We start from the raw sequence: 25,261 nt of genomic DNA on the forward strand, positions 1-25,261 counted from the left end.
CTAATGCTGCGGTTCTGAAAAATGCAGACCAGCAAGGGAAAATTAGAAACAGCACATTGTTTCAAAAGTATTAAATCTGCCATGAAACAAAGAACAGCCATGACAATGATTGACACAGCAGAACTGATGAAAGCTTATGCCAAGCCCAGAAGCCAATCAGGACCATTCAACGATTTTCGGAATATCTAGTCACTGCTGTTTGTAGATATAATTCTTAATAATTTCAAAATGCAGAATGAAAATAATTAGGGAGTTATCTAAGATAAAGTCAGGACCACCCGTAGAACGGGTGGCTTGATTACACCCTATAAGGGCTGAGTACTAGCTGAGTCTCAAGACTCATTGAAAAAGTCCGCCAACCGCATAACCTTCTCAGTCTGCCCCTAAAGGGGCTTTTTTCATGACTTTTTCACGGGCTCACCCGTAAACGGGTCTGTTAATTCCTTCAAACTTAATTAATCGGCAATTATATCTTCTTGTAACTGCTCTCGGACTCAATTCTTCATGAAAGTTCTCCACGAAGACGGGCTAACTCAGCATGACTCTCCATGTAGTACCACCGTACAGTCTTTCCACACTGTACTGCATGAAGCTTACCTTCTGTAGCCATCTGTCTCACAACGATGCTGTTCGGTGTATGGGATTCAGTGGTAAGCAGGACTCATCAATGGCGAGAACAGTTCCGCGATCCAATATTGATTTAGTCGTTGCTCCTGATTCAACAACGGGGAGGTAAGATTTTTACCTCCTTTTTCGGCGTTGCTATTGATTTTCCTGATTTTGCATCTGGTTCTCCGCTGTCTGGCTAAGACGGCTATTTATTTGCGAGATATGACGATCCATGTCTTGTGACATTTGCTTAAACATTTGTTGGGCCGCTTTGTCATCAGTTGCCGACGCAAAGGAAGCATAAGTACCTTTTGCAGATTCGGCAGCAGCCATGGCTTTTTCAAGGTCTTTTTTAACCGTCATATTGAAAGTCCTCTTTAATAGCATATACTTTGAGTCAACAATATTATTATCTGCCAATTAATATTTTTTATAAATGGAATTAAAAGGGAAGCTAACCCAGCCCGCCTTCCTAATTTGTCGTATATACTCATACCCCATCAAAAAAACAGGACAGTGGGCTCCATTACGCCTTCTATTTAATGGATCAAACGAAAGAATGGACTAGCTCTCTTAGCTGCATCTACGGCCTGTAGAAATTCGGCGCGTGTGATACAGCGATTTAGTTTAGGATTCTGTTGGGCTTTAAATTCAGGAAAGTACTGATCCATAATATTTATATAGGAAGTGGGGGAAACCTCCTTAGCAATGAACTCCATCACCTGCTCAGTTCCAGCCAGATTACCCGGTAAAACCAAGTGGCGAATCAGTAGTCCTCGATGAGCAATCCCCTGTTCGTCAATGACAAGATCCCCAACCTGCCGATGCATCTCTTTCACCGCTGCTTTCGTTACTTTCCAGTAAGACGAAACACATGATAATTGTTTGCCTATTTCAGAACTTGCGTATTTAAAATCAGGCATATAAATATCTACGATGCCATCGATACGCTCTAGTGTAGTCTTATTATCATAGCCGCTGGTATTATAGACAAGCGGTATGTGTAACCCTTTTTCCGCCGCGTGAAGAACGGCTGCTATGATCTGGGGAACGTAATGCGAAGGACTAACCAAGTTAATATTGTGGCAGCCCGCCTGTTGCAGTTCTAACATTATACTTGCCAAATCTTCAGGTGATAGCTTATCGCCTTTTTCATGACTAATGTCCCAATTTTGGCAAAATAGGCAACCCAAATTACAATGACTAAAAAAAATGGTGCCTGAACCATAAGTACCAACAAGGGGTGGTTCTTCACCAAAGTGAGGCTCATAGCCTCCAATTTCAACATTCCAGCCGCTCTGGCAATACCCTAGCTCTCCCGCCTTTCGATTAACATGACAATGGTGGGGGCAAACTACACAGTCCTCAAGTTCTGCCATGAGCGCTTTGGCAGCTTGCTGTAAGGTACCATCCGCGAGGCCTCTAAGATAGCCTGGATAATCGTCCATTTTAACGCAGTCCCTTCATAAATATAGTTCTTGTCACGGTGCCGTGTGTTATTCTCTCTTGATATAAAATTTCAACCCTTAATCTTAAAACATGTTTCAACGGACGTTAGACCACTTACCGCACTTGTCACCCCACCTAGCAATGACTTCTTTGTTCATCTACGATTTCACATAAGTTAGCACAGCCAGTACATTCAAAGCTTCTTGGCTGATATTCAAAATCCGCTACCTCAAAACCGCGAAATGCTGTTTGCTTAACATCCCGCATTTTTTCTTGGACCAAAAGGGCTGCGCCCACAGCACCCATAACGTTGAAATGTGGTGGAGCATGCGGTATTGAGCGCCTCTTCAAAGGCCCGTCGCATTCCTTTATTTGCAGCTACGCCTCCTTGAAATAATATAGAACTATGAAATTCCCGTTCAGGACTGTTAGGCCACTCTCACTGACTTGACAGTGAAGCGTGGCTTTGTAGTAATATTATGCATCTATTCATTTAAATATAGACCATGCCTATCCTTTGCAATCTTCTATTGTCAACAAAAAGCCCGCCAATTTCGCGAGTTGACAACGTATTACCATATTGTATTTTGGGGAGATTCTCTGTCCGTCATTGATCATTTTGGTAGCATTTTTTACTCCGACAACTGCTGGTAAGGCATATTCACGTGCGATAACTGCTCCATGGGTCATCAGTCCACTAACTGGTGACTAGGCCGGTATGTACTCTTATAGATTTCATGGATTTGGACTGGCGTGATTCGCCTCCACCATGCAATTTTGCAAAGTCTGGATATTGAACAACGTAATTAGATATTGCTGGGTTCCCTGCAGGGGGGCCGATGTATTATAAAAAAAACAATTGTCCGCCTCTGTTAACAGCGAAAAAAAGAAGGCTTTGGATTGCGAAATATGTCAAATGAATTATGAGTAATCGAAATGGAAGGGATTGGTACCGCTCTTTAAGGCCGGTCCAAAGCCATCCGCTGATGGCATATAGGATAATTAATCCAATTCCAGTATAGATGGATTGTCCAGTCGGCACTATTATAAGCCGTTGCCAGTAACACAGATTTCTTTCCATGAAGTTTGCCGGTACGAGAATAGAAGCGATCTATAACCGTTTTCAGCTGTGCAGACATTCCGTAATAATAAAGCGGCGTAACTAACACCAATAAATCTGCCTCCAGCATTTTGGGCATAAGCTTCTTCTCAATATCATCCTGCCAGACGCACGGACCATCCATATGGCACTTATCACACCCACGGCAAGGATGTGTATTTTCATTCGCAGCATCAAAGGTGAATACCGCATGCCCTGCACTCTCTGCACCTTCAGTGAGCCGTCCAGATAGATAAATCGATGTGGATTCATTTTTTGGATGCGGACTGCTATTAATAACTACAATTTTCATGCTCTTACCTCCTGATACGCTTCCCTTTTCCGGAACTTTATTTTCATTCTCCTTATTCCCAACCATTGCATACAATCCACAGCTGCTCAAAAAGAGCGTCAATGTACCCATGCCGCTAACTTTCAGGAACTCCCGTCTGTCCATACAAATCCTCCTGTCTACTCCTTAGAAACAACTTCAACTTTTGCATCGAATTCACCATTCATGCCAGCCAGATTTTCAAGACCACTGATAAAATGTCCCATAGGGATGAGACCCTTGGAATACCTGAATTCTTTATAAAAAACAGAAACATTGCCCCATGGACCATAAACTGCCAGATCACCAGGTTTTGGCGCAAATCCTTCCGGAGCATTTTCTTTCGACAGTGTCTTGGGTGGATCAGCGATTTTTTCTGTTTCATTATAATCCTTGAAGTGAAGCCTCATCGGCATGGCTTGGAGGAAATCCCGACTAGTCCGTTATCTTGCAATTCCGCGATTGCTTCCTTGCCTTCAAAAGTAATTTTTATACGGACATGCTTGTCATCCTGTGCTTGCGACAGCGTTTCATTTTCTGCCTTTACGACCCCAGCCTGAATATCTCTCCTACTTCCATAAGCAGCGCATACAGCAGCAATAACGAACAGGAAGGCAATCCCCAGTAAGCACAGCTTCTTCATGTTCATGATTTCGTTCTCCTTTACTTAATTCTGCAAACTCTGCTCAACAATTTCTTGTGACATGCGTGCATAATCTTCCGAAAATACATCATTTGCGTTGGCAATACAAACAAAGCACCTCCAGAAATAAACAAAAACAGTGAATACCATTACCGCGAAAGCACCTATTAATTTCTTTTTCATTTCCATCCCCCAATTCATTTACCTGATTGGGCCTGATGACTCGAAAACCACTGTTCCAGTTCCTGTTTTGAGGTACTCTGCGAGAAACGTTTACCATCCACCCAGTTTGCGGAAGCAGAGCACAGAGTATGAAGCGCATCTGCACTAGAGCCTACATCGCTGCTAGCTGATGTGCAAATCGGTATTATTTTTTTACCCGAAAAATCATAACTCTCCAAGAAAGTATTGATAATACGTGGAGCCTGTCCCCACCATATTGGATAGGCAATTACGATTGTGTCGTATTGTTCAAAAGATGACACCTTCCCGGTAATAGCTGGACGTGCACTGTTATCTTTTTGTTCCACTGTAGCGCGCGTAGATTCGTCGTTATAGTTCAGATCCTCACGGGTATATTTTTTCTCTGGTACGATTTCATAGAGATCTGCTTTGAGAACATCCGCTGCATTCTCTGCCAATGCTTTCGTATTGCCCGTGCAGGAAAAATATGCGACCAGGATTTTACTGTTCCCATTTACCTTAGTCGCTGTCGATTCCGATGCAGGTTTCTCCGTTGCTACTCCACTTTGTGCCGATTGCGAAGACGTTGTTGCCTTGGTACTACCACATGCAGTAAACGTCATAAGAATACATACGGATAAGAGGAGTGTCATCATTTTTTTCATGTCAAACGCCCCTTTCTTTACTACAAAACTCACCTTCAAATTCATTATCCACACATTTATCACGAGAATTCCTTGTACTTCTTTGAACCATAAAACTCACGACAGCATACATGCCGATGATATTGAGAAGCGTCAAGATGAATATCCCGAAAGGAGCTTGCGTTGCTGCCGTAATAAAGAGATGCTTCAGTCGCAATCGATCACCAACCTGATGCATAAATGACCCATAGACGCCACCAGCAATCAAGAAAAACATCATAAAATAACATCCAATCCGGTATTTCAGTGATTGTAGATTCCAGCAAGACCAATTCGTAAAACGCTGCCATAAAGACGACCAATGCAGCCCCAGATGAAGCCCCAGCAGAATGAGCAACAAATAAGGCAACGATACATGAAGCTGATGAACCATGATGTTTCTCTGTAGATATATTCCAAAAACGCCTTTGAACAAATGATTGGAAATCATCATGCCTGTCGCCATGATAATCAAAACATTGACAATTAGTAGCCAATTAATCCCTGCCGATAGGCATCTCCTGAAAGTCCATTTTCCTCTAAGCAATGAGGAAAAACACTGACGATTCCAGATGAGATGAAAAACTGCTGCTACTAACATAAGGACGCCTAGCACCTCATGCAATATCTTGCGATCATGCAGCGAAAGTTTGTCATTGCGTGACCACACTTCACCAAACAAAATATCATCATTATATCGTGCAAAATCTGGAGCAAAATCCCCTAATACATCGTGTCCTGCTGTTTGTACAATCTTCTTAGCTACTGGTTTTGTTACTTTGTTCTCATTGTTTTCCATATTTGTTGCCTCCACGCTTAAATAATTTGTCATGATAATCCCTGCTGTCAAACCTAACGCAATGAATTTTTTCCATTTCATTGCAAACACCTCCTCAAACGATAGATAAATCCATTTCATCTATTTATTTTAAGTTGTAATAACAAATTATTCCAATGCTTAAAAATATGCAACATCAATGCTTTACAGGCATTTCAATCATTTGTTTCAATAAGTTTTTGATATCCTTTGCAATCTACTCCAGTCTCAACCGATTTTGACTCGTGGGTTTGACGTGATTGACAAGGCTACTTTGGGGCTAGGAACAGGGGCTCTGGTGCAAAAAATAAAGCCGTGATATAATCATTACCCTAAACTTAAAAGTTGAGGTAAAAAGAATGTCACAGCATTTATTTAAATGGAAACATTACGAGTCTGAAATTATAATGGTGTGCGTTCGCTGGTACCTTAAGTATCCCCTCAGTTATAGAACTTCGCAATGGTCTTTGTATTGCCGGATTCAGAAAAATATATTACAATACTTTTTTTGTTCATAAGTACTTCCTTCCTTCGCTACGCTGTTTCAGTTGATTTGCGGATACGTGACGTATTCCTCCGCCCAACTGTCCAAAGTTTCTTACTCTTTGCCAAAGCTCTTGCATTTGCCGATTACATCTCCAGTGCGGAGATATTCATAAGTCGGCATCTCAAAAAGCACAGGCTTGAGGGAGTGGTAATCGATCTTGCCATTTTCGGTCAAAATGGCTTCTTCCGCATATACACTCAAAATCTTGCAGATGAAACTCTCAAAGCCGTCCGTTTCATAAATGTCATCCACTATACACTCCATAACAACGGGCGCCTCATCAATGATGGGTGATCCAGTCTCGCCAGTATGGTAGTCGAAAACCGTCGACTTGTCGGTCTTGCTACCGCTAACGCAGCCAACATAATCGGCTTTTTTCAGCATAGTTTCGTCTACAATGCTTACCGTTAGGCTGCGTGTCTCCTTAATGCCCTGATTGGCATAATGGGGCTTAGCCAAGCTTACCATGATGCGGTTATGGCCAATAATACCTAGATGGCCCACCAATGTATAGTTTGGCTTACCGTTTACCATCGTACCGACGACTGCCAGCGGGGTAGGATACAGTGCCAATCCAGTACCAATGTTATTTTTCATTTTTATTACCTCCATTTATTATATACATCTGGATTTTAGCTCAAGTTGAATCTCGTTCTTTATTTTGCATACAACTTATAGTTTACTAGAAGTCGTTTTAAATTTATTTATAGTATGTTTTTCCCTAATTCTTCAGCTCTTTTTAACCCGTCGGTCTTCATAATATCCTCTTTACCATGAACCCCCGATACAAGGATTGTGCCGCAATCTTTCCAATTCCAATGCTTGGCGATTAACTTATATGATGCAACAAGCCCCTCAAAACTGGATTCATTTGGATCAGCGGCGCAAGCTAGCAGCACACTCTCTTTTATCTTTACAGCCCTTTGCCCACAATAAAAGGAAAAGAACTTATCAACAGCAGCTTTCAGATGTGCCGTAAACGAGAAAAAGTATAATGGAGTTGCAAATACAATCATATCGGCTTGCTCCACTAGCGGCGCAAGTTCATTAAAATCGTCAGGAATAGAACAAGCTATGCCCTTGCTAAAACAAGTCTTACAGTCCATACATCCCTTAATGGTCTTGCCTGCTGTTATATATTTTTGAACCGTGTGTCCCGCCTGCTGAGCACCCGCGATAAATGCATCTGCCAACTTATCGCTATTACCGCCTTTTCTCGGACTTCCTGTTAAAACTAGTATATTTTTTGACATAATCAAATCCCTCACTAAAAAAACTTTATTTGGTAATCTCACAGTTCCTTGTAATTTTTTTGGATTTTAATCCAATTCAAGTCAAGCATTTGCTGATAAATTATTCTCATAGTAACTTTGAATTCAATAGCCAAAGCGATATAAATTACCTCCTCCCTTCTTGACACACGCATTCGGCGTTACTACTTGGTCACTACTTTTTGCATTTCTTGTAGGCCACAGCACATCATTCTAAGGCTTTATCCTTCTTTTAGAAAGCATGTTTCTGTATAGTATAATTTTTATATTTTTCTTGGTTGCAACGCCAATTCAATACGTTGTGAATTTTTTCTTTTACTCATTTCTAAATAACTAAACCCAGCTCATTCCTTTCCATTTTTAGATTTGTTCCATTCGTTGACGAGTTTTTCTTCTGCTGGTAGGCACACACTGTAATAATTATTGATCTTATAATCAATAAGTTGCAGAAACTCCTGCATTTCATTAATTTTACTTAGAATGTTATCCCTAACTTCAGTTAAGATTTCCCGACGGGCAATTTTTGTGTGCTCTCCCTCCATCGCAAGACGTATATACTCAATAATTGAATCTAGCGGTACTCCTGCTTTTTTAAACTTCATCGCAAGGTCAATCCATTGCAGTGACATCTCATCATAGTCTCGGATACCCGATTCAGTCCGCGGCACAGGCGGAATTAAACCTATTCTTTCATAATATCGCAGGTTATCAACGGAAATACCTGTGATCTGTGAAACTTCCTTAATAATCATAAAAACCTCCATCATTATTACCTTCATACTTCTTATATTGAGTTTAACCGCTTAAGTTAACTTAAGGTCAATAGTTTTTTCGTTTTTTTTTTTGCACCTAAATTGCATTGAAATAGAGGTGTTGTGCTGATAAAATTGATCAGCACAACACCCTGCTAGACCTTCTTATCAAGGATTATTTTTAATTATTTCCAGAATAGGCAAGAGGTTATAACCCTTAGGCAAGCCCGGCCTAATATTAGTCTATTTAATAGAAGCGTACAAACAACTGTCTCTAACAACACCAAATCAGCTCACAAGATGTTGATCTTTTTTTACCCGTACTCTCCCTGTTAATCATTTGCCGCTTATAGCATTATCCAATAATCCATCGGCATTATCAGCTTCTTTTTTACCAACTTTAGCTTCAAGAACGGATATCAGACTTTTCATCTGGGGCCTCCGTCAGTCCGGTATTAAAACCCATTCTAAAATGCCCCTGTAATTGGGAATCAACACCAGTCATACTTGCCAGCGCAGATATGGTCGCGATCTCCCGGCTCTGAAAATCCAGGTTGTCGCGTCCAAAGATGTCCCCAAACAAATGCCCTTTTAAAAACTCATCAATGATGGGAGCAAAACCAAAGGTATTAACTGACCCGCGGACGGGTACGCCCCCTATTAGTTTTGTCAGATTTTCTGTTCCAAGTTCGATTCTGTTTTTATTTGTAGGCAAGGGGGTTGCTTCCTTACCAATCTCGTCTTGAATTCCCTTCGATTTTCGTTCTTCTACGACGTTCATAAAGGTACTAAGCCCGTTCAAGCTACGCGGAAAGCCACAATAGGCGTACATCTGCACAAGCACTTCTTTGATTTCGTTAACAGTCAAACCAACTTCCAAGCCATCATTTAAAGCCGTTTTCAGCCTCTCCAAATCGCCTTTGGCTGTGAAAGCCGCAATGGTGACGATACCTTGCTGTCTTGCGTTCAAGCCTCGATCATTTATGTTTTTTGCCTCCGATATAGACGATAGACTAATCACAGTGATGAAAACCCCCACTAGAATTGCTGTGATTTTTCCATTCATGTTAGCTCCCCCCTTTACTCTAAAATCTAAATGATATCTTTTCCATTGTACTGATTATCAGTAACCTGCTCCAACCATTCAACGTTTTTTCCATCAAGCGCTTCTGTAATGAAAGCGATATGAGTCATTCTAGAGGTTGGCGAGGCCCCATGCCAGTGTTTAACGCCAGGAGGACACCAAATGACATCACCTGCCTTGATTTCCATAATCGGCCCACCCCACACCTGTGTCCGACCGACACCTTCTGTAACGATCAAGTACTGTCCTGTTAGATGAATGTGCCATGCAGATCGGGCTCCTGGCTCGAAGGAAACAATACCACCAATAAGGTGTGCTGAATTGTTTATGGGGAATAGAGGGTCAATGCGCACACTGCCTGTAAAATGTTCGGCCTCCCCTTTTAAGGAAGAATCCGATCCAGCTCGAAGAATTATTTGCGAATCTTTGTTTCCCACGGTGGCTATTGCTTTGCTGGTGAAAGCGCCCGCTGAGCCGAGCAGGAAAAGTGACAGGATTATTACTGTAATTCGTCTCATTTTATCTCTCCTTTTTTACTTATTGCAATACGTTTGTATTATTGTACAACCTGGAGTTAACATTAGGTCAAGAGAATTTTTGAAAAAATTTACAACCTAATATCGTATATCAGAAATATATGACTGCAAATCTTAAAACTTTTTTTCATAGCAGCTTGACCTCGAGTTGACTTCAAGTGCTATGTTATATGTATCTATGAGAGATTCTAAAGGAGGAGGTGAAACTCATAAAGGCTGATATTTCTTTATCATAGTAACATAGTCAACACGATTACGTAGCCACGCCGAACCTATCCCCGTCCATTTTGCACCACTTAGTACCAAGAAGATTGCACCGGAATAGATATCATTGTCGCATTCCTGGGCAATATTGATGGCAAAAGCCGTCAGTTCCCTTCCTAAGCCTTGCCCACGAAATTCTGGCGCAACCGCTATATAGTGTAAATGCATTTGTTTGTCACCAAGCTTTTTAAGTATGAGGAATCCGGCCGGCTCATTATCTGACCGTAATAAATAGACATTGCCGACAAGCAATGCGGACATCTTCGCAGAAAGACAGGAAAATATTTGAGCCAGCCTTAGTCTGCGTTTCATTAGAACAAAATAGATATCATGCTCAAAAGCGGCGGCAAACATTTTTTTGATAACCGGCCAGTCTTGACAGGCGACACGAGTGATGCTTAGCTGCTGAGATTGTTTATTTATGCTCATAATTTATTAATTATGCTGGCATTATACGCCGCGCCAAAACCGTTATCAATATTGACTACGCTTAAACCGCTTGCACAGCTGTTCAGCATAGTCAGCAGCGCTGCCAGACCGCCAAAGTTTGCTCCATAGCCAACACTTGTGGGAACAGCAATAATGGGTTTATCCACAAGTCCTCCTATAACGCTGGCAAGTGCTCCTTCCATACCTGCTACTACAATAACTACCTTGGCACCCCGAATAATATCGAGTTTGGCAAAAAGTCTATGAATGCCGGCAACTCCCACATCCACAATCTTTTCTATGCGATTTCCAAGAATAATTGCTGTTTCTACGGCTTCCTCCACTACCGGCAGGTCAGAAGTTCCTGCCGAAATAATGGCAATATAACTATCGGTAAGCTTTTCTTCTCTCCTGTAAATGTGCCTACATTGGCCGCTAATATCGCGGCCCCGGTAGGAGTAGTAGTTTCAAAAGGAACTAAGCCTAATTTAACCGGTATATCCTTCAAAATTTCAACAGTCGCAGGAGCGGGAATGGGAATGATACCGTGGACGCATTTTACAAACCCGCCTCCAAGTTGAACCGATGAAGCCATAATTTTGTCTACCTTTAGATACTCTAAACACACGGCAGCTCCAACAATATCAACAATCGAGTCAACAGCCCCAACCTCATGGAAATGCACTTCATAAAGTGATTTTCCATGAACCTTCGCCTCAGCCTCCGCCACCTTCGTAAAAATGGCCAAGCTTAACTCTTTTACCTTATCACTCAGACGGCTGTTTATGATTATATTTTCAATATCTTTTAAATTTCTATGAGCATGGTGGGTATGCCCCTTTTCCGACTCCATTTCCGTCTGCACCTCATGATGGTGATCCTGCCTATGATTATGCATTTCTTCTTTTAAGAGCACATCCACTCTGGTTCCACTTATCCCACTTTTATTATCCTTTTTTACCTGCAGCGCATATTCTGCGTCCAGATTGAGCTTAGCTAACTCCAGCCTTAAATAATGCTCATCCACTCCTAAATCCAGTAACGCACCCAGATTCATGTCACCGCTAATGCCGCAAAAGCAGTCATAATATAACACGTTCATTATAAAACTCTCCATTACATAATTTTTCGGTGGCTATTGCGATAGTCTCAGGATTTAACTGCCAAAAAGTTTAACAGCCTGTTTCATTTTATTTATAACTTCTACACCGAATGGGCAGTTTTTCATACAGTGCCCGCATTCTATGCATTCATTTGCATGATGTTCTAATAAATCATAATGATTCTTTATTGTTTCAGGAACACGATCTTGGATCAATGCTAAATCCAGATATTTATTTACGGATGCAATATCTATCATTTTCGAACAGGGCGCACAATGTCCGCAATACATGCAATGTCCGCTAAATGAACTTCTCGGTGCATTGGCAAGAATTTCACTGTAATCTTTTTCTGTATTACTGACAGTGACATAGGCTGTTGCTGCCAGTATTTGATTTGTATCAGCAACGCCAACCATCACGGACGCAACTGCTGGTCTAGTTAAACAGTAATGTAAACATTGTACTGGAGTCATTGCCTTCTCAAAGGGCGATTCTTTGTCGCTTAGCAGCACGCCGGCAGCATATCCTTTCATAACAGTTAACGCGACGCCCGCATTTTGACAAGTGTGATATAACTCATCACGTTTTGGATCAATGCCTTTATAAATTCTGTTTTTAAAAGTACTTTCTTCAAAAAGTATGTCTACATCCTCACTGGCTGGCAGCATATCATAAGCAGGGTTGATGCTAAATAAAATTACATCAATTATTCCCGTTTCCACGGCTCTAAAAGCAATGTCTGGATTATGCGTAGATAGTCCTAATGACGTAATGATGCCTCTTTCTTTTAATTCTTTTGCATAGTTAATGATTTCTCCATGAAAAATGTTATCAAAATCCTTTTGATCATCCACATAATGAATCATCCCTACATCAACATAATCTACCTGCAATCTAATTAATAAGTCCTCAAAGGCATTGACAACTTCATTAAAATCTCGGGTACGCCGGTATTGTCCGTTATCCCAGGTAGAACATAGATGTCCTTCAATAACAAAACTGTTACGAGGATATTTTCGTAATGCTTGGCCGACATTACTCCTGACTTCCGGATTTGAATTATATATATCAAAAAAATTAATACCTTCTTTGATAGCACAATCAAGCATTTCTTCACAAGCTACATAACTTTTATTCTCAAAGCCTCCACCGCCAATACCAATGGCACTTACTTTTATCCCTGTTCTGCCTAACACTCGATATTCCAAATTAATCCCTCCATAACGAAGTTACCAAAGCCGGATTTGCCGATTAGCAGTTAAATTGCCTGAAACCCAGTCCATTTGCCGCTCACATACCGGTAGACAAAAATGATCGACTTAACAATCCAATCAATAAACATCGCTACCCATGTGCCGAACATTCCCATATCAAAATAAATACTGAAGAGATAAGCGAGGGCAATACGGCAAAAAATCATAGTCAAAGTACCAACAAATTTATTTGATGCTACTATTTTCTGCGCCAAGCTTGTGCCTCCTGTTACCCGTTTTGGCTTGCTAATATAATCCTCCCTGTTTTTTAATGTTAAGCACTTGTAACAAATAATAGGTTATGCCGACATAGCAGCCCATAATCGCAAAATAATCCAGCAAAAACCCGCGAAGAGAAATTTCTGCTCCCCACCCCGCAAAGTTATGCTGCATGAGAAGATTGTCTCCGATCTGATTTACAAAGGATGCGTAAATACCGTAAGTAATGACAATAATGGATACACTGCGGCTCATTATGATCCAACCGCGACTGGCACCATCAATATGCAGCCAATTCTTGCACTTCGCCACAAGCATTTCCCAGTGAAATCCCAAATGCACGGCTGCGAGGATAAAACTCGCATAGGCTGATCCCTGATGCAGCTCATGCATGAAGAGACTACTGCTTCGTATGCCTAGCGGCGCAAACACTGTCACCGAAATCAACACACCGGTTACAAATACCGTGACCATCGCAACCACCAAAAGCAGATTGGTAAGATTCATGAGTATGCGTCTAAGACTCTGCTTACCCTTGAAAAAATACCCATACCAGCGCCAATTCAACATATTATGCAAAATAAAAAGCAAGGCGAGAACCACCCCACCAATTTCATGTGAGCTATTCCCGATATAACGATAATTCATAACCACCAGCAAAAGGCCAGTCATTATTATATTCAATATATTTCTAGTCAACGTTTTTTTCATGTTCCTTCCATTCTATTTACAGATTATCCATTCACTCGCCAAAACCAACCTTGCTCAGCCAGGCAAGAATATCCTTTTGGGCATATGTTTTACTTCCATTAAGCACAAGTTCATTCAATACCCGTGACTTCGGTGCAAGTTTTTTGATATCTTCTAAGTTATGACCTGGACCATAGCCGCCATGCGTGCAGAACGGAATGATCGTCTTGCCGGCAAGGTCAGATTCAGCCAGGAATGAGGCAACCGGCGGAGCAATCGTATACCACCAAATCGGCGTTCCCACAAAAATAACATCATAAGCTGCTAAAGATTCCACCTTCGCCTTGAGAGGCGGCTTAAAGCCTGATTCGATTTCCTGTTTCCCCTGCTTTACCACAGTATCATAGTCGGCAGAATACGGCGTAAGGGGCTGAAGCTCAACAATATCACCGTCAACACTCTGCCGAATCTGCTCAGCGATAATACGCGTATTGCCTGAATAAGAAAAATAAACCACCAACGCCTTTTTATCCTTCGGAATATTGGGTACCGTTTCACCTGTTTGCGAAGCTGCGGCTGCTGTATGAGCTGCTTGAGAAGGCGCAAATACTGCCGCCGGTTTCTGCAAGGCTGCCATCGCCGCAAACGCACCTACCGCAGCCACAGCAACCATCAGTACAATATATTTTTTCATCCCTGTATTCCTCCAACTTTGTCCACATGCACTTATCTTTGTCCAGACTCATTTACCAGTTCTTGTGCCATCCGGCCATAATCCTCATCTGACACATAATTACTGCAGATAAAACATTTCAACCATAAAATTGAACTACATGCGCCAACTACCATCATAACAGCAAAAATACCAGTCAATTTTTTCATTGCACTCACCTTCATCCTGCAAATTTACATTTTGTATATGCAAGGATCTTATCACTTTGAGTTAACTCAAAGTCAATAGCTTTTTATTAGTATTTTAATTTTTAAAATCTACAGGGTGCTGTACTGACGAGAATTCGCCAACACAACACCCTGATATATATCCAATAATAGCAAATTGACTAATCTAAGTTGTGATATTCATCGTCGGTAACCGGCTCCAACCATCGTGCCGGACCAGCCTGACAGTTAGTTTCAATGGAAAGGTGTACAAACCAGCTATCTTTGGCGGCACCATGCCAATGCTTCACATTTGCAGGAATTTTGACAACGTCGCCTGCCATAAGTTTGCGCGCTAATTTTCCTTCTTCCTGGTACCAACCTCTGCCACCTGTAACCAAGAGAATCTGACCGCCCGGATGCTTATGCCAATTATTGCGGCAGCCCGGCTCAAATGTTACATTGCCAATCGGACAGTTGAATTCCTTGTCACCTGACACCAGCATCTCCAGATAGGCCTGACCAGTAAAGTATTTGTTGAACGGTTCCGGCATTTTGCTGCCTTTTGGAAAAATTACGCTATCGCTTATATTATTCATTGAAATCTCTCCTTTATTGTTTATTGGAGTTTATTCCTTAGTTTGCTTCAGCTTATTTTACACCAAGCTTTTTTAGCCAGGACTCAACCTGCGAATCCTTTGCCGTGTTGCCGTAAATAGCAAGGCCAGCTAGCACGGTCGAGGCAGGACAGAGTTTTCTGACTGCTGCTTCAATATTTCCGGCACCGCCTCCGCCGTGGGTACAAAACGGTACAACAGTTTTCCCGGAAAAATCGCAGTTTTCCAAAAAGGTTGCAACCGGTGGTGCAATTGTGTTCCACCAATTCGGCGTGCCGATAAAAATCTGATCATAGGTTGTAATATCCTTGATCGTGGTTTTGAGTACCGGGCGAAAACCCGCCTGGATTTCTCTCTTAGCCTGTTCCACGACTGTATTGTAGTCGCTGGGATAGACTTTTTCAGGTTCCAGTTCGCAGAGCATCCCGCCAATTTCCTGTTCAATCAGCTTCGCCAGCTTACGCGTGTTGCCAGAATGCGAATAATACACAATCAAAATATTGTTATTCATCAAAAAAACTCCTCTCGTTTATCTATAGCTCACAAGCTTTGGATTTGTTTTACGATCATAGGTTATCACTTTGAGTTAACTCAAAGTCAAGAGCAGTTTTTTATTTTTTTAAGGTTGCGGCATAAATTTATAAAATCCCCTTGACTTAGAGTTGACTTCAAGTGGTATGCTAGGTTTCATTAGAAAAAACTGGAGGCATTATCATGAAACGTCGTGATTTTATCAAAGCTATGGGAACCGGAGCCATAGGCCTTATGCTTGGCGGCTGCGATTTCAAGTCGCCAATACCGGCTGCTAATTCGGACAATACTTCATCCGAGAAACAAAATTCACCGGCTTTCACCGACAAAATCGAATTCGTACTTTGGCACGCACCGGCGAAAAAATCAGCACGATCGGTATCGGTGCAAGTGCTTTGCATGAGTCATCTGCCGCTCAGATCGAAAAAATGGTTATCTATGCAGCAGAACAAGGACTCAACCTCATGGATACGGTCATGTCGCAGTTCGGCCCGGCAGAAGCTATCGGTCGTGCACTAAAGAGCCGGCGCGACAAAATGCTGATGCAAATGCATATTGGCGTCACCTATCCCAACCAAACCTACACCCGGACACGCGACTTAAAGCAGGTACAGCAGGGTTTCGAGCAGCAGCTCAAAAGTTTTGCCACAGACTATAGCGATATCGGACTCATCCATTATGTCGATGAACCTGATGATTTCGAGAAAGTGATGTCCGGCGGTGTCATGGAGTACGCCCAAAAGCTAAAGCAGAACGGAACCATCCGTTACCTTGGCTTTTCTTCCCATTCGGTAGATATTTCCCGTCGGTTTCTCGAAACCGGCGTCATTGATATCTTCATGCTGAGCATTAATCCGGCCTACGACTTTGTTCCGGTTGACGGCAAACTGAAGCTGGCCGAAGATCGGCGGCTACTTTATCAGGAGGCTGAAAAACGTGGTGCCGCCATCACCGTAATGAAGGCTTACGGCGGTGGCCGTCTCCTGCATGAAAGTTCCTCACCGTTCGGTCGCGCCATGTCTGTGCCGCAATGCATCCAGTACGCGCTGGACCGTCCGGCCGTTATCTCCTGTCTGCCTGGCATGCGCAATATGGAAGATCTCACCGGTGTACTCGCCTACTACAATTCGTCGCGCGAAGAGCGCGACTACTCCTTTATCGCCGGCGCCCAGCATCAGGATATGAACGGCGTCTGCATTTACTGCAATCATTGCCAGCCCTGTCCTTACAGCATCGATATCGGGGCAGTCAATAAATATCTTGACCTTGCCAAATCTGGCGATGCGCTTGCTAAAGATCACTATCTCAAACTGAGGCGGACTGCCAGAGACTGCTCGTACTGCGGTGAATGTGAACCACGCTGCCCATTCCACGTAGATATACGCAGCCGCATGCGTGAAGCCAATCAATTCTTTGGTCGCTAAACGTAAGCTGATAAGGAGGACTTCTATGGACAGAAGAGCTTTCATCAAAGGAATCGGAGCAGGCTTCATAACACTCCTGTTAAGTGGCTGCGGCTTTGCACTGCACAACGAAACCGGAGCAGCAACCGCTTTAATTGGTGTTGTCATCTGGAAAGAACAATTCAATTTATGTAGTGGACTGGGACTTCTATTGATTGTTGTGGGGGTAGTGCTACTAAATTTTAAGGGAAATGTTCACTAATGGAAATCGTGTCTTTGTTCTGGAATGACGGACGTAACAGTAAAGGATAGCCTATCACTTCGAGTTAAGTCCATGTCAAGTATTATCTTGGGAATATACTCCTACCACAAGCTTTTGCGTTTGTAAATTGGTCTGACTTCCGGCTCTGAATCTTTGCGGTGTTTTATTGTAAAAAGCTTCATAAAGCCTATTGACTTGGAGTGTACTCAAAGTTGTAACATAAAAAGATAAATTTGAAGAAGGAGAAGAGATATGGAAAAAAAATTAGGGTTTGGCTGCATGAGATTACCGCTTCTGGACAAAAATGACCAAACATCATTTGATACCGAAACATTGAACAAACTGGTAGATACATTTTTGGAGAAAGGATTTACATACTTTGATACTGCGTACGCTTACCATGGATTTAAAAGTGAAGAAGCAGTCAAAGAAGCTTTAGTAAAAAGGCATAAGAGAAATGAATTTACTCTAGCAACAAAACTTCCACCAAGAATGTTACAAGAAAAGGGTGATCAAGAAAAAATTTTCAATGAGCAGTTAGAAAAATGCGGGGTAGAGTTTTTTGATTATTACCTAATTCACAATATTGGTGTGAGTGCCTATCAACAAGCATGTAAATTTGATACTTTCAATTTTGTTTTAAATAAAAAGAAAGAAGGAAAGATTAAAAATGTCGGTATGTCCTTCCATGACACACCGGAGGTATTGGACGAAATTTTAACTGCCCATCCTGAACTCGATTTTGTCCAGTTACAGATTAATTACATTGACTGGGATAATCCTGGTATTCAGTCAAGAAGATGTCATGAAGTAGCAAAAAAACATAACATGCCTATCTTTGTCATGGAACCTTGTAAAGGCGGTAATCTTGCCGAAGTTCCTGAAAAAGCAGGAAAATTGATGAATGCCTACAATCCAAATGCATCCATTCCCTCTTGGGCAATTCGATTTGCTGCCAGCCAAGCAGGCGTCACGATGGTACTTAGCGGTATGAATACCATGGAACAGGTTCTTGATAATACTTCTTATATGGAAGATTTCAAACCTCTTAACGCTGAAGAATACAAGATTATAAATCAGGTCATTGATATTATCAATGAAAATACGGCTATTCCTTGTACAACTTGCAGATACTGTGAAGCAGGCTGTCCTAAGAAGATTGCTATCCCTGATTATTTTGCCTTATATAACAGTTCAAAGCGTGCCGTCACCGATAATATTTCCAGCCAGTTTGTTTATTATTTAAACCTTACTTCCAATCATGGCAAGGCTGGTGACTGTATCGAATGCAAACAGTGTGAAAAGGCATGTCCTCATCATCTGAAGATAGTAGAGCATTTAAAAGACGTTTCCGAACTATTTGATCATGGTCCGGGATTACCGTCAAAATAACCATGAAAAATAATATCAATCTGTACCCTATGTGGGAATTCACTATATTAATAAAAAGACCCGTTCCCCTTACATCAAAAGTAAGGTTGAACGGGTTTGTCTATTTCCGGATGAACTCTGCTTTTAGGAATGTTGGTGGAATATTTTCGAAATAACTTTCCATTCACTGCCTATTTTAAGCAAGTGCTGAAAGTCAGTGTATATGGCGCCATGCGCATTCTCTAAAACTATACGTGCGGAAGCGACCGTACCCTCAATATCAAGGATATCAACCCTTACTTTCTATAAATTGACTCATTGGCATGTCTCAAAAGCCGACTATCTGGTAAGCGTCAACGCAAAGCCACCTGGCAATAAAAAACCACCTGATGTACGATAAAAAATATCAGATGGTTATCGGAGCGCTTATGATTTTTTAACCAGCATCTTGCAGTTTACGGGAATTTCTTCAGCCCAAGGCAGAAGTTTTTCAACACCGATATCACTGTGTTGCTGAATCTGCTTAAAGACATATTCCAAATAAGCCTGCGGATTAAGACCATTCTCTATAGCCGTTTGAATCAGGCTGTATATAGCGGCAGATGATTTTGCTCCGCCAGGAGTATTGCAGAACAACCAATTTTTCCGGCCAATGACAAAAGGTTTGATGGATCGTTCTGCCCGGTTGTTCGACAGTTCAATACGTCCATCTGCTAAAAACGCCAGCAAATATTTCTTTTGATTTTGGGCATAAGTCAGCGCCTTGCCTAATAGACTTTGCGGCAAGGTATTCACCCAGCAGGCTTCTATCCATTGATAAAAAGCTTCGACAATGGGCTTAGACTCTTTTTCCCTTAGTTCATGCCGATCCTTGGGCTTCATTTGCTCTGCCTTTTTTCAATTGCAAACAATTGATTGCAATAGGCAAAACCTACGGCTTCTGGGCTATCGGCCTGTTTAGCGCCTGTGGCAACCAAGGCTTCATTAAATTTTCTCCGCGCATGCGCCTTATCTTACTTCTCGAATAAGGCGCATTATCCCAGATGTATGATTATCCGAGAAAGTATGCTCAAAGCTAAAAAGATAGGTAAAGTATTGAAACCTTCTCAGATAATCATAATGAAACAATCAGCGTAGGAAATCAGGCACCTCATTGCCACGGACAGTGCTATAATCAGCAATGGATGGTACTGAGAACCACCGCTCGTTCCATTCCTTCAGATGCTTATCCACTGTATTCTGAGATATCTCGGCATAAATCTGAGTCGACTGTAATGACGAGTGTCCCAGAAAGTTCTTAATCACAGCAAGCGGGACACCTGCTTCTAACATATGGCTTGCTGTCGAGTGCCTCATTGAATGGGGCGTATAACTGTTATCAATAAATAAGCCGAGATTCTTCTGCTTTGCTATCCAGACATATTTTTTGTAGATTTCTTCGATGCAGGATACGGTCATCTTTTCGTGCGTCTGGCTGGAGAATATATGCCTTTCTGGAAGCGATGCTATCTTCCTATGATCAATGTAGCCCTTTAAAAGAGACGCGCATCCATAAGAAATCCCAATCCTTCTCTTTTTGTGTCCCTTTCCAGTGATGTTAAGAGAAGCGCCTTTTTCCGAGAATTGAATGTCCTTCATAGTAAGGTCACATATTTCCTGAGCCCTTGCGCCACTAGCATACATGAGACTCAGAAGCACTTTATCCCTAAGACCGATCTCATAGTGATCGTCCGGAAGCCTCAGCAGAATTGTGACCTCTTCCCTTGTGAAGATCGCCCGATTCTTATGTGTGGCCTTCTTCATCGGAATCCTTGTGACACTGCTTCTGAATGTCGATGCAGCTGCGAAATCCCTGTTTTGTGTATAAGAGGAGAATGACGCAAGTGCTGACAGACGCTGGTTCTTGGTGGTTGCACTACATCCTCGGGACTTTTCAAGCCACGACAGGAAGTCGATCATTGTCTGGTAATCAAGAGCCTCAAAAGATATCTGGTCAGCTGAGATATCTTTCTCCTGATACATATATTTCAGAAGCAGTCTGAAAGCCGCTTTGTACGATTTTATCGTATTCGGGCTGGCACCTACAGCACCCGGAAGGTATTCTGTTACAAAACTGTTCAGCAGTTCAAGAAATGAGGAGGCTTTATGTTTCATACGTCACCTCCGGAAATACATCTGCTGAATAATCAGAAAACAGCTCCATCGCCTCGGGAAACAGTTCACTACTGAACTTCATATATTTTTCGGTTTCCTGCAGGCTGTCATGCCCGAGATATATGGAGAGATAAGGTACTGAATCATCGATCTTTCTCCCGGCTTTTTCTGCAGCGGCAAAGGACTTGAAGACGAAAACATGACGCATGCAATGCAGGCAGGGACCGCGTTCATGCTTTTTCCGTCCAGGTAAAGATATCTCCGCAAGACGGAGTATCTTCTCAAACCAGTGCTGGGTATCCTTCGGCGTCATTGATTTATCTTTTCCAAAAATGGGAAATAGCCAAGCATCTGGAACCCCAACGATTCCCATTGCTAGACAGTAACGTTCCAGAATCTCAGTCAACAAAGGATTCATCGGCACTAGACGCTGCTTGTCACCTTTTGTATGCCTCATAATCAAGATCCCACCAATCAGGTCGACATCCTTCATCTTTAAGGCAAGCGTCTCTCCTATCCGGAGCCCGCAGCCATACATGAGCCTGATGACCATGGGAAACTCGTACTGAATCAGCGGATTCTTCTTTGTGTTTGCGACATCAAGGTTGTCTGCCTGTAGATATATCCGTTCCAGTTCCTCATCCGAGAAGATATATGGGACATAGTCATCAGCAACCTTGGGTATCGGAGGAATGTAGGCGGTAATCCCGATACTATTAAGGTACTTCATAAATATACGTATGACTATGACCTCATTTGCTATGGAACTGCTCTTTCCGTTCAGGGTATGAATCCAGTTATTAATCAGGGTTTCTGATACGAACTTTTCATTTGTATATCTAGCTGAAAACGTATCAAAATCTGCAAGATAATGACAGTCATGGGCATATGCGCTCTTACTGAGTGATGCCTGTCGCAAGGACAGAAAATCCTCAAGTTCTTTCTGGAAGGGGCTATTGAATGTCCTCATAACTGCCATCTCCCTTCCAGAAACTCTTTGAAACAACCGGAAGGTGCAGGTGGCTCAATAGCATACTCGCGAAGCCTCTCGATATCAACCCTTGCATAGTGCTTGACGGCATTAGGATCTGTATGTCCAAGGATTTTCCGTACTACATCGTATGACACCAGATGGTTTATCATTGAGCTGGCCAGAGAAGAACGGAACACATGGGGGCCATGCTTCTTATCAGTGATATCGATGCCAGCTTTACCGAAATATTTGTTAGTCTCGAAGCGGACTACAGAAGCAGTTATCTTCTCGAATGGGGCATTTGCCCTCAGAAATACATAAGGTTGACCTGATTCCGGCCTTCCGTTCTTAAGATAATCAGCTAATGCAGTTTTTACTGCCGGGATCATAGGAAGGACAAGAGGCTCATTCGTCTTTTCCTGTGTAATACTGATAGTGTCGTTACCAAAGTCAAGCGACGAAAAAGTGAGGTTTGCTATATCGCCGGATCTCATACCAAGCCGAGTTGCGAGAAGCAGCATCGCATAATCACGTTTTCCGATTTTGGAGTTAGTATCTATCGTTGCCTCAAAACGGTTGACTTCATCCTCTGTATAGGTACTCGGAAGGCGGAACGCTCTCTTAAAATGAGGGATAATAGTTGAGAAATCATGATTTACCAGACCGGCACAATTCAGATACCGCAGAAACATCCTGATGACAGCCCATCCGTCTTTGTTGTTCTGCATGAGGCATGCCCTGCCGATGATGGCAGCATCCGCATCCCTAAGGTCATAGCATCCAAGGGATTCGAGATGGCAATAGAATTCCCGAAGAAAATGGCTCTTTCCAATGATTGTTGATTCCCTGTTTCCATCATCCCTGCATTTCTGCAGATATACATCCATCAATGTGGTGTAGCTTTCGGGCAACGGGGTGAGTTCCGATTTTCGCTGGATTTGATACTTATCAACACAGTAATCATCTAAGCGATGAATGACTGTATTAATGTATTGCCGAATGCCTTTACTGAGTGCATGCGTTGAAAGATAATCATCAACAAATCTCTGGCCGACAGACGGGTCATAAGTGACGATGTCATTCGCAATCATATGTCGCTCTAGCTGATTCAACTTCCGGCGATAATTATTGATGGTATCATTTCCGTAGGCCTTGTCCTGAAGTAGTTTCAGTAAACCCTTCTTCAATGAATCAAACGACTGGCATCCGTATTGTTTTGTACTCATAGCTGTCTCCTTTCACAACAGAAATATTAAGGTACATTTCTATTGTAATAGGAGAAGGATTATTTGAGAAAAATGACGAAAACGTAACAGTTATGCAGCCTGCGCCGAATCTCCTCGGATAATCATACATCTGGGATAATGCGCCCAGCAGCCGCATAAGGTGACTCCCGCATCTTCGACCTTATGATAGCCGTTCCACCCATCGGTATGGAGATAACCAGTAAAACCAGCCAGATAGTCCTTGGCAAATTGTCCGCTGCGACCTTCCTGGTAGTCGTAGAGCACAATCGGGTGTTGCGTATCTCCAGAAGTCCGATATACCCACATGTAGGAATCGGCCTTTGCCGGCCTTCCCGGTTCACAGAGCACCTCTAACGTGGTTTCATCAGCGTGTAGCAGCGGCCGAGCGAGCAGGTCTTGCTTCAGGGCTGTTAAGACTGGCTCCAACAGCCCTGCACCTTTGATGATCCAGTTAGACAGGTTCTGGCGGGAAAGAATAGCGCCAAGTCGCTTGAATTCTTGTTCCTGGCGATACAGCGGCATCGCATTGACGAACTTTTGGCTCATGATATAGGCCATGAGTTCGGCGGACACCATGCTCTTAGACAACAATGCTTTGGGCGCGCTGGCTGTAATAACAGGTGTCTCAATATTTGTTTTTTCACAGTTACGGCAGCTATATACATAGCTTACGTGCTCAACAACCTTGACCTGGGCGGGAATGATCGTCAGTTCTTTGCGAACTTCTTTACTCATGACATGCAGATCTTCTCCGCACTGAGGACAAACTTGTTCTTCTGCCGGCAATGTATATTCAATGACTTCCACCGGCAGATGCTTTATAGATTCACCTCGTTTGCCTTTTTGGCGCTGATAGCTGATGGTTTGGGTATCCGGTTCAGCCACAAACGGCTGGCGCTCTGCTTCGGCCTCATTAAACAAGTTAAGCTGGGCTAAATCGTCGCGTTGGCTTTTTTCCGACGATGCACCGAACTGTTTTTGTCGGCTCAGCCGCAGTTGCTCAGCATACCATTTATTCAAAGCTTCCAGCTCTTGAATGCGAGCTTTTAATTTAGTGTTTTCAGCTTCTAATTGCGCTTGTGTTTGCAAGAGAAAATCCTCGTTTCCGTTCCAATTCTCCCTTTTATTTTACCACAAAACGAGGCGTAAATCCAGTAAATTCGTGGGTTTAGCGGCCCGCTAGCACTTGTGTGCGACGCAGTTTTTGCTCAAGTCCGGGACTTTGGATTAAATTCCAGAGTTCATCGGCTGTCAGTGTCATGGTAGCTGTTTCACCAGCCGCCGGCCATTTGAAATGGCCGCGTTCCAGGCGTTTTAAATGCAGCCAAAAACCATTGTCTTCCCACGTCAGTATTTTAATCCGGTTGCGCTGTCGGTTGCAGAAGACGAAGAGCACTTTATCAAACGGGTTGAGCTGAAAGCTATGTTTGACAATGGCACTAAGGCCGTTAATAGACTTTCGCATGTCTGTATCACCGCAGGCTAAAAATACGGGAGTTTGATCCAATATCTTCAGCACACTCGCCAAAAAATTCAGATCGGTCTGATGATCAATGGGAATGACGCATTTACCAATTTGTATTTCAAGAGCTTTTGATTTTTCGGATACAGTTGGGATTACGGAAACCCAGTTTTGCAGAGGCTGGATCTGGGTTTGATTTTTTTCTTGGCGTAGCCAGCGTTGCAGTGTGCTTAGGCCAATGCCATTTTCTTTGCACCATATTTTTTTCATTTTTCCGCTGGCTTGATATGTTTCTAACAACAATGCTTTTTCGGCATCAGAAAAGGTTTTTCGTTTATCAGGTTTCATTTTTTGCATCCCTCCTGAGACTATTATCTCAGGCTGGGGGCGCGTTCACTAT

34 protein-coding genes and 1 pseudogene are annotated in these 25,261 nt (G+C 42.6%); 3 read left to right on the forward strand and 32 right to left on the reverse strand.

The genetic code is table 11. The features are described from left to right. Nucleotides 1-762: 762 nt before the first annotated feature. The 25 genes and pseudogenes from BLR65_RS23035 to BLR65_RS23145 all read right to left on the reverse strand — a co-directional run bounded on the left by BLR65_RS23035 (nt 763) and on the right by BLR65_RS23145 (nt 15,969). Nucleotides 763-972 (reverse strand): DUF1657 domain-containing protein, encoded by a 210-nt coding sequence (locus BLR65_RS23035; protein ID WP_093796511.1) that lies wholly within the window; start codon nt 970-972, stop codon nt 763-765. A gap of 176 nt (nt 973-1,148) precedes the next feature. Next, nucleotides 1,149-2,057 carry a radical SAM protein gene (locus BLR65_RS23040; RefSeq protein ID WP_093796512.1) on the reverse strand — a complete coding sequence of 303 codons (909 nt, stop codon included), beginning with the start codon at nt 2,055-2,057 and terminating at the stop codon, nt 1,149-1,151. A gap of 136 nt (nt 2,058-2,193) precedes the next feature. Then, entirely contained in the window at nt 2,194-2,364 is a 171-nt protein-coding gene (locus BLR65_RS30590) for a hypothetical protein (protein ID WP_218130660.1), read from the reverse strand. Nucleotides 2,365-2,568: 204 nt separating this feature from the next. Next, nucleotides 2,569-2,748: a PEP-utilizing enzyme gene (locus BLR65_RS23050; protein ID WP_245693001.1), complete on the reverse strand. Its 180-nt coding sequence runs from the start codon at nt 2,746-2,748 to the stop codon at nt 2,569-2,571. Between the two features lie 269 nt (nt 2,749-3,017). Beyond that, complete coding sequence (locus BLR65_RS23055; protein ID WP_093796513.1) at nt 3,018-3,614, reverse strand: flavodoxin family protein; 597 nt, start codon at nt 3,612-3,614, stop codon at nt 3,018-3,020. Between the two features lie 14 nt (nt 3,615-3,628). After that, entirely contained in the window at nt 3,629-3,904 is a 276-nt protein-coding gene (locus BLR65_RS23060; protein WP_093796514.1) for a cyclophilin-like fold protein, read from the reverse strand. Beyond that, complete coding sequence (locus tag BLR65_RS23065; protein WP_093796515.1) at nt 3,895-4,137, reverse strand: hypothetical protein; 243 nt, start codon at nt 4,135-4,137, stop codon at nt 3,895-3,897. Before BLR65_RS23065 ends, BLR65_RS23060 begins: the two co-directional genes overlap by 10 nt. 18 nt (nt 4,138-4,155) lie before the next feature. Further along, complete coding sequence (locus BLR65_RS30070) at nt 4,156-4,314, reverse strand: hypothetical protein (protein WP_169716688.1); 159 nt, start codon at nt 4,312-4,314, stop codon at nt 4,156-4,158. Between the two features lie 14 nt (nt 4,315-4,328). Next, a complete protein-coding gene (locus tag BLR65_RS23070; RefSeq protein ID WP_093796516.1) occupies nt 4,329-4,979 on the reverse strand; it encodes a flavodoxin in 651 nt (216 codons plus the stop codon). A gap of 1 nt (nt 4,980) precedes the next feature. Next, complete coding sequence (locus BLR65_RS23075; protein WP_093796517.1) at nt 4,981-5,877, reverse strand: DUF4405 domain-containing protein; 897 nt, start codon at nt 5,875-5,877, stop codon at nt 4,981-4,983. A gap of 535 nt (nt 5,878-6,412) precedes the next feature. Then, nucleotides 6,413-6,958: a flavin reductase family protein gene (locus BLR65_RS23080; protein ID WP_093796518.1), complete on the reverse strand. Its 546-nt coding sequence runs from the start codon at nt 6,956-6,958 to the stop codon at nt 6,413-6,415. Nucleotides 6,959-7,065: 107 nt separating this feature from the next. Beyond that, entirely contained in the window at nt 7,066-7,614 is a 549-nt protein-coding gene (locus tag BLR65_RS23085; RefSeq protein WP_093796519.1) for a flavodoxin family protein, read from the reverse strand. A 362-nt stretch (nt 7,615-7,976) separates the two neighbouring features. Further along, nucleotides 7,977-8,384, reverse strand: coding sequence for a MerR family transcriptional regulator (locus BLR65_RS23090; protein ID WP_093796520.1), 408 nt, complete (start codon nt 8,382-8,384; stop codon nt 7,977-7,979). Between the two features lie 406 nt (nt 8,385-8,790). Further along, nucleotides 8,791-9,450: a carboxymuconolactone decarboxylase family protein gene (locus BLR65_RS23095; protein WP_211285034.1), complete on the reverse strand. Its 660-nt coding sequence runs from the start codon at nt 9,448-9,450 to the stop codon at nt 8,791-8,793. Nucleotides 9,451-9,476: 26 nt separating this feature from the next. Beyond that, complete coding sequence (locus BLR65_RS23100; RefSeq protein ID WP_093796521.1) at nt 9,477-9,986, reverse strand: (R)-mandelonitrile lyase; 510 nt, start codon at nt 9,984-9,986, stop codon at nt 9,477-9,479. A 225-nt stretch (nt 9,987-10,211) separates the two neighbouring features. Continuing rightward, nucleotides 10,212-10,697 carry a GNAT family N-acetyltransferase gene (locus BLR65_RS23105; protein ID WP_093796522.1) on the reverse strand — a complete coding sequence of 162 codons (486 nt, stop codon included), beginning with the start codon at nt 10,695-10,697 and terminating at the stop codon, nt 10,212-10,214. Beyond that, nucleotides 10,694-11,071, reverse strand: a pseudogene (gene larB / locus BLR65_RS23110) (nickel pincer cofactor biosynthesis protein LarB); the annotation flags it as partial. The gene BLR65_RS23105 and the pseudogene larB, both read right to left, overlap by 4 nt. Then, on the reverse strand, nt 11,041-11,814 hold the full coding sequence (gene larC, locus BLR65_RS23115) for a nickel pincer cofactor biosynthesis protein LarC (RefSeq protein WP_342741405.1): 774 nt from the start codon (nt 11,812-11,814) through the stop codon (nt 11,041-11,043). The gene larC and the pseudogene larB, both read right to left, overlap by 31 nt. 39 nt (nt 11,815-11,853) lie before the next feature. Continuing rightward, a complete protein-coding gene (locus tag BLR65_RS23120; RefSeq protein WP_093796524.1) occupies nt 11,854-13,008 on the reverse strand; it encodes an aldo/keto reductase in 1,155 nt (384 codons plus the stop codon). A 50-nt stretch (nt 13,009-13,058) separates the two neighbouring features. Then, a complete protein-coding gene (locus BLR65_RS23125; protein WP_093796525.1) occupies nt 13,059-13,268 on the reverse strand; it encodes a hypothetical protein in 210 nt (69 codons plus the stop codon). 31 nt (nt 13,269-13,299) lie between these two features. Next, nucleotides 13,300-13,920 carry a DUF4405 domain-containing protein gene (locus tag BLR65_RS23130; protein WP_176772794.1) on the reverse strand — a complete coding sequence of 207 codons (621 nt, stop codon included), beginning with the start codon at nt 13,918-13,920 and terminating at the stop codon, nt 13,300-13,302. 94 nt (nt 13,921-14,014) lie between these two features. After that, entirely contained in the window at nt 14,015-14,656 is a 642-nt protein-coding gene (locus BLR65_RS23135) for a flavodoxin (protein WP_211285035.1), read from the reverse strand. 32 nt (nt 14,657-14,688) lie between these two features. Further along, nucleotides 14,689-14,844, reverse strand: a complete 156-nt coding sequence (locus BLR65_RS30075; RefSeq protein ID WP_169716689.1) for a hypothetical protein — start codon at nt 14,842-14,844, stop codon at nt 14,689-14,691. 179 nt (nt 14,845-15,023) lie between these two features. After that, nucleotides 15,024-15,440 (reverse strand): cupin domain-containing protein, encoded by a 417-nt coding sequence (locus tag BLR65_RS23140; protein ID WP_093796527.1) that lies wholly within the window; start codon nt 15,438-15,440, stop codon nt 15,024-15,026. Nucleotides 15,441-15,492: 52 nt separating this feature from the next. Then, complete coding sequence (locus BLR65_RS23145; protein ID WP_093796528.1) at nt 15,493-15,969, reverse strand: flavodoxin; 477 nt, start codon at nt 15,967-15,969, stop codon at nt 15,493-15,495. A gap of 364 nt (nt 15,970-16,333) precedes the next feature. Between BLR65_RS23145 and BLR65_RS23150 the strand changes: the two genes are divergently transcribed. The 3 genes from BLR65_RS23150 to BLR65_RS23160 all read left to right on the forward strand — a co-directional run bounded on the left by BLR65_RS23150 (nt 16,334) and on the right by BLR65_RS23160 (nt 19,046). After that, nucleotides 16,334-17,413: an aldo/keto reductase gene (locus BLR65_RS23150; RefSeq protein ID WP_211285036.1), complete on the forward strand. Its 1,080-nt coding sequence runs from the start codon at nt 16,334-16,336 to the stop codon at nt 17,411-17,413. Between the two features lie 25 nt (nt 17,414-17,438). Continuing rightward, on the forward strand, nt 17,439-17,654 hold the full coding sequence (locus BLR65_RS23155) for an LPS-assembly lipoprotein LptE (protein ID WP_093796529.1): 216 nt from the start codon (nt 17,439-17,441) through the stop codon (nt 17,652-17,654). Between the two features lie 252 nt (nt 17,655-17,906). Then, entirely contained in the window at nt 17,907-19,046 is a 1,140-nt protein-coding gene (locus BLR65_RS23160; RefSeq protein WP_093796530.1) for an aldo/keto reductase, read from the forward strand. Between the two features lie 123 nt (nt 19,047-19,169). Here the strand turns inward: BLR65_RS23160 and BLR65_RS31885 are convergent, their stop codons facing one another. From BLR65_RS31885 to tnpB, 7 genes are all read right to left on the reverse strand, one after another. Further along, nucleotides 19,170-19,313: a nuclear transport factor 2 family protein gene (locus BLR65_RS31885; RefSeq protein WP_093796538.1), complete on the reverse strand. Its 144-nt coding sequence runs from the start codon at nt 19,311-19,313 to the stop codon at nt 19,170-19,172. A gap of 138 nt (nt 19,314-19,451) precedes the next feature. Continuing rightward, complete coding sequence (locus tag BLR65_RS23170) at nt 19,452-19,907, reverse strand: IS66 family transposase (protein WP_093796531.1); 456 nt, start codon at nt 19,905-19,907, stop codon at nt 19,452-19,454. A 246-nt stretch (nt 19,908-20,153) separates the two neighbouring features. Beyond that, entirely contained in the window at nt 20,154-21,179 is a 1,026-nt protein-coding gene (locus tag BLR65_RS23175; protein ID WP_093796532.1) for a tyrosine-type recombinase/integrase, read from the reverse strand. Continuing rightward, the gene (locus BLR65_RS23180) at nt 21,169-22,149 is read right to left on the reverse strand and encodes a tyrosine-type recombinase/integrase (RefSeq protein WP_093796533.1); all 981 of its coding nucleotides are present in this window, start codon (nt 22,147-22,149) and stop codon (nt 21,169-21,171) included. The genes BLR65_RS23175 and BLR65_RS23180 overlap by 11 nt, the downstream gene beginning before the upstream one ends. Beyond that, nucleotides 22,146-23,378 (reverse strand): site-specific integrase, encoded by a 1,233-nt coding sequence (locus BLR65_RS23185; RefSeq protein ID WP_093796534.1) that lies wholly within the window; start codon nt 23,376-23,378, stop codon nt 22,146-22,148. The genes BLR65_RS23180 and BLR65_RS23185 overlap by 4 nt, the downstream gene beginning before the upstream one ends. 90 nt (nt 23,379-23,468) lie before the next feature. Further along, nucleotides 23,469-24,488: an IS66 family transposase gene (gene tnpC, locus BLR65_RS23190; RefSeq protein WP_093796535.1), complete on the reverse strand. Its 1,020-nt coding sequence runs from the start codon at nt 24,486-24,488 to the stop codon at nt 23,469-23,471. Nucleotides 24,489-24,567: 79 nt separating this feature from the next. Beyond that, on the reverse strand, nt 24,568-25,209 hold the full coding sequence (gene tnpB, locus BLR65_RS23195; protein WP_218130661.1) for an IS66 family insertion sequence element accessory protein TnpB: 642 nt from the start codon (nt 25,207-25,209) through the stop codon (nt 24,568-24,570). Between the last annotated feature and the right edge of the window lie 52 nt (nt 25,210-25,261).

Origin of the sequence: Sporomusa acidovorans (assembly GCF_900101845.1) — a bacterium.
In the GTDB taxonomy this organism is placed as follows: domain Bacteria; phylum Bacillota; class Negativicutes; order Sporomusales; family Sporomusaceae; genus Sporomusa; species Sporomusa acidovorans.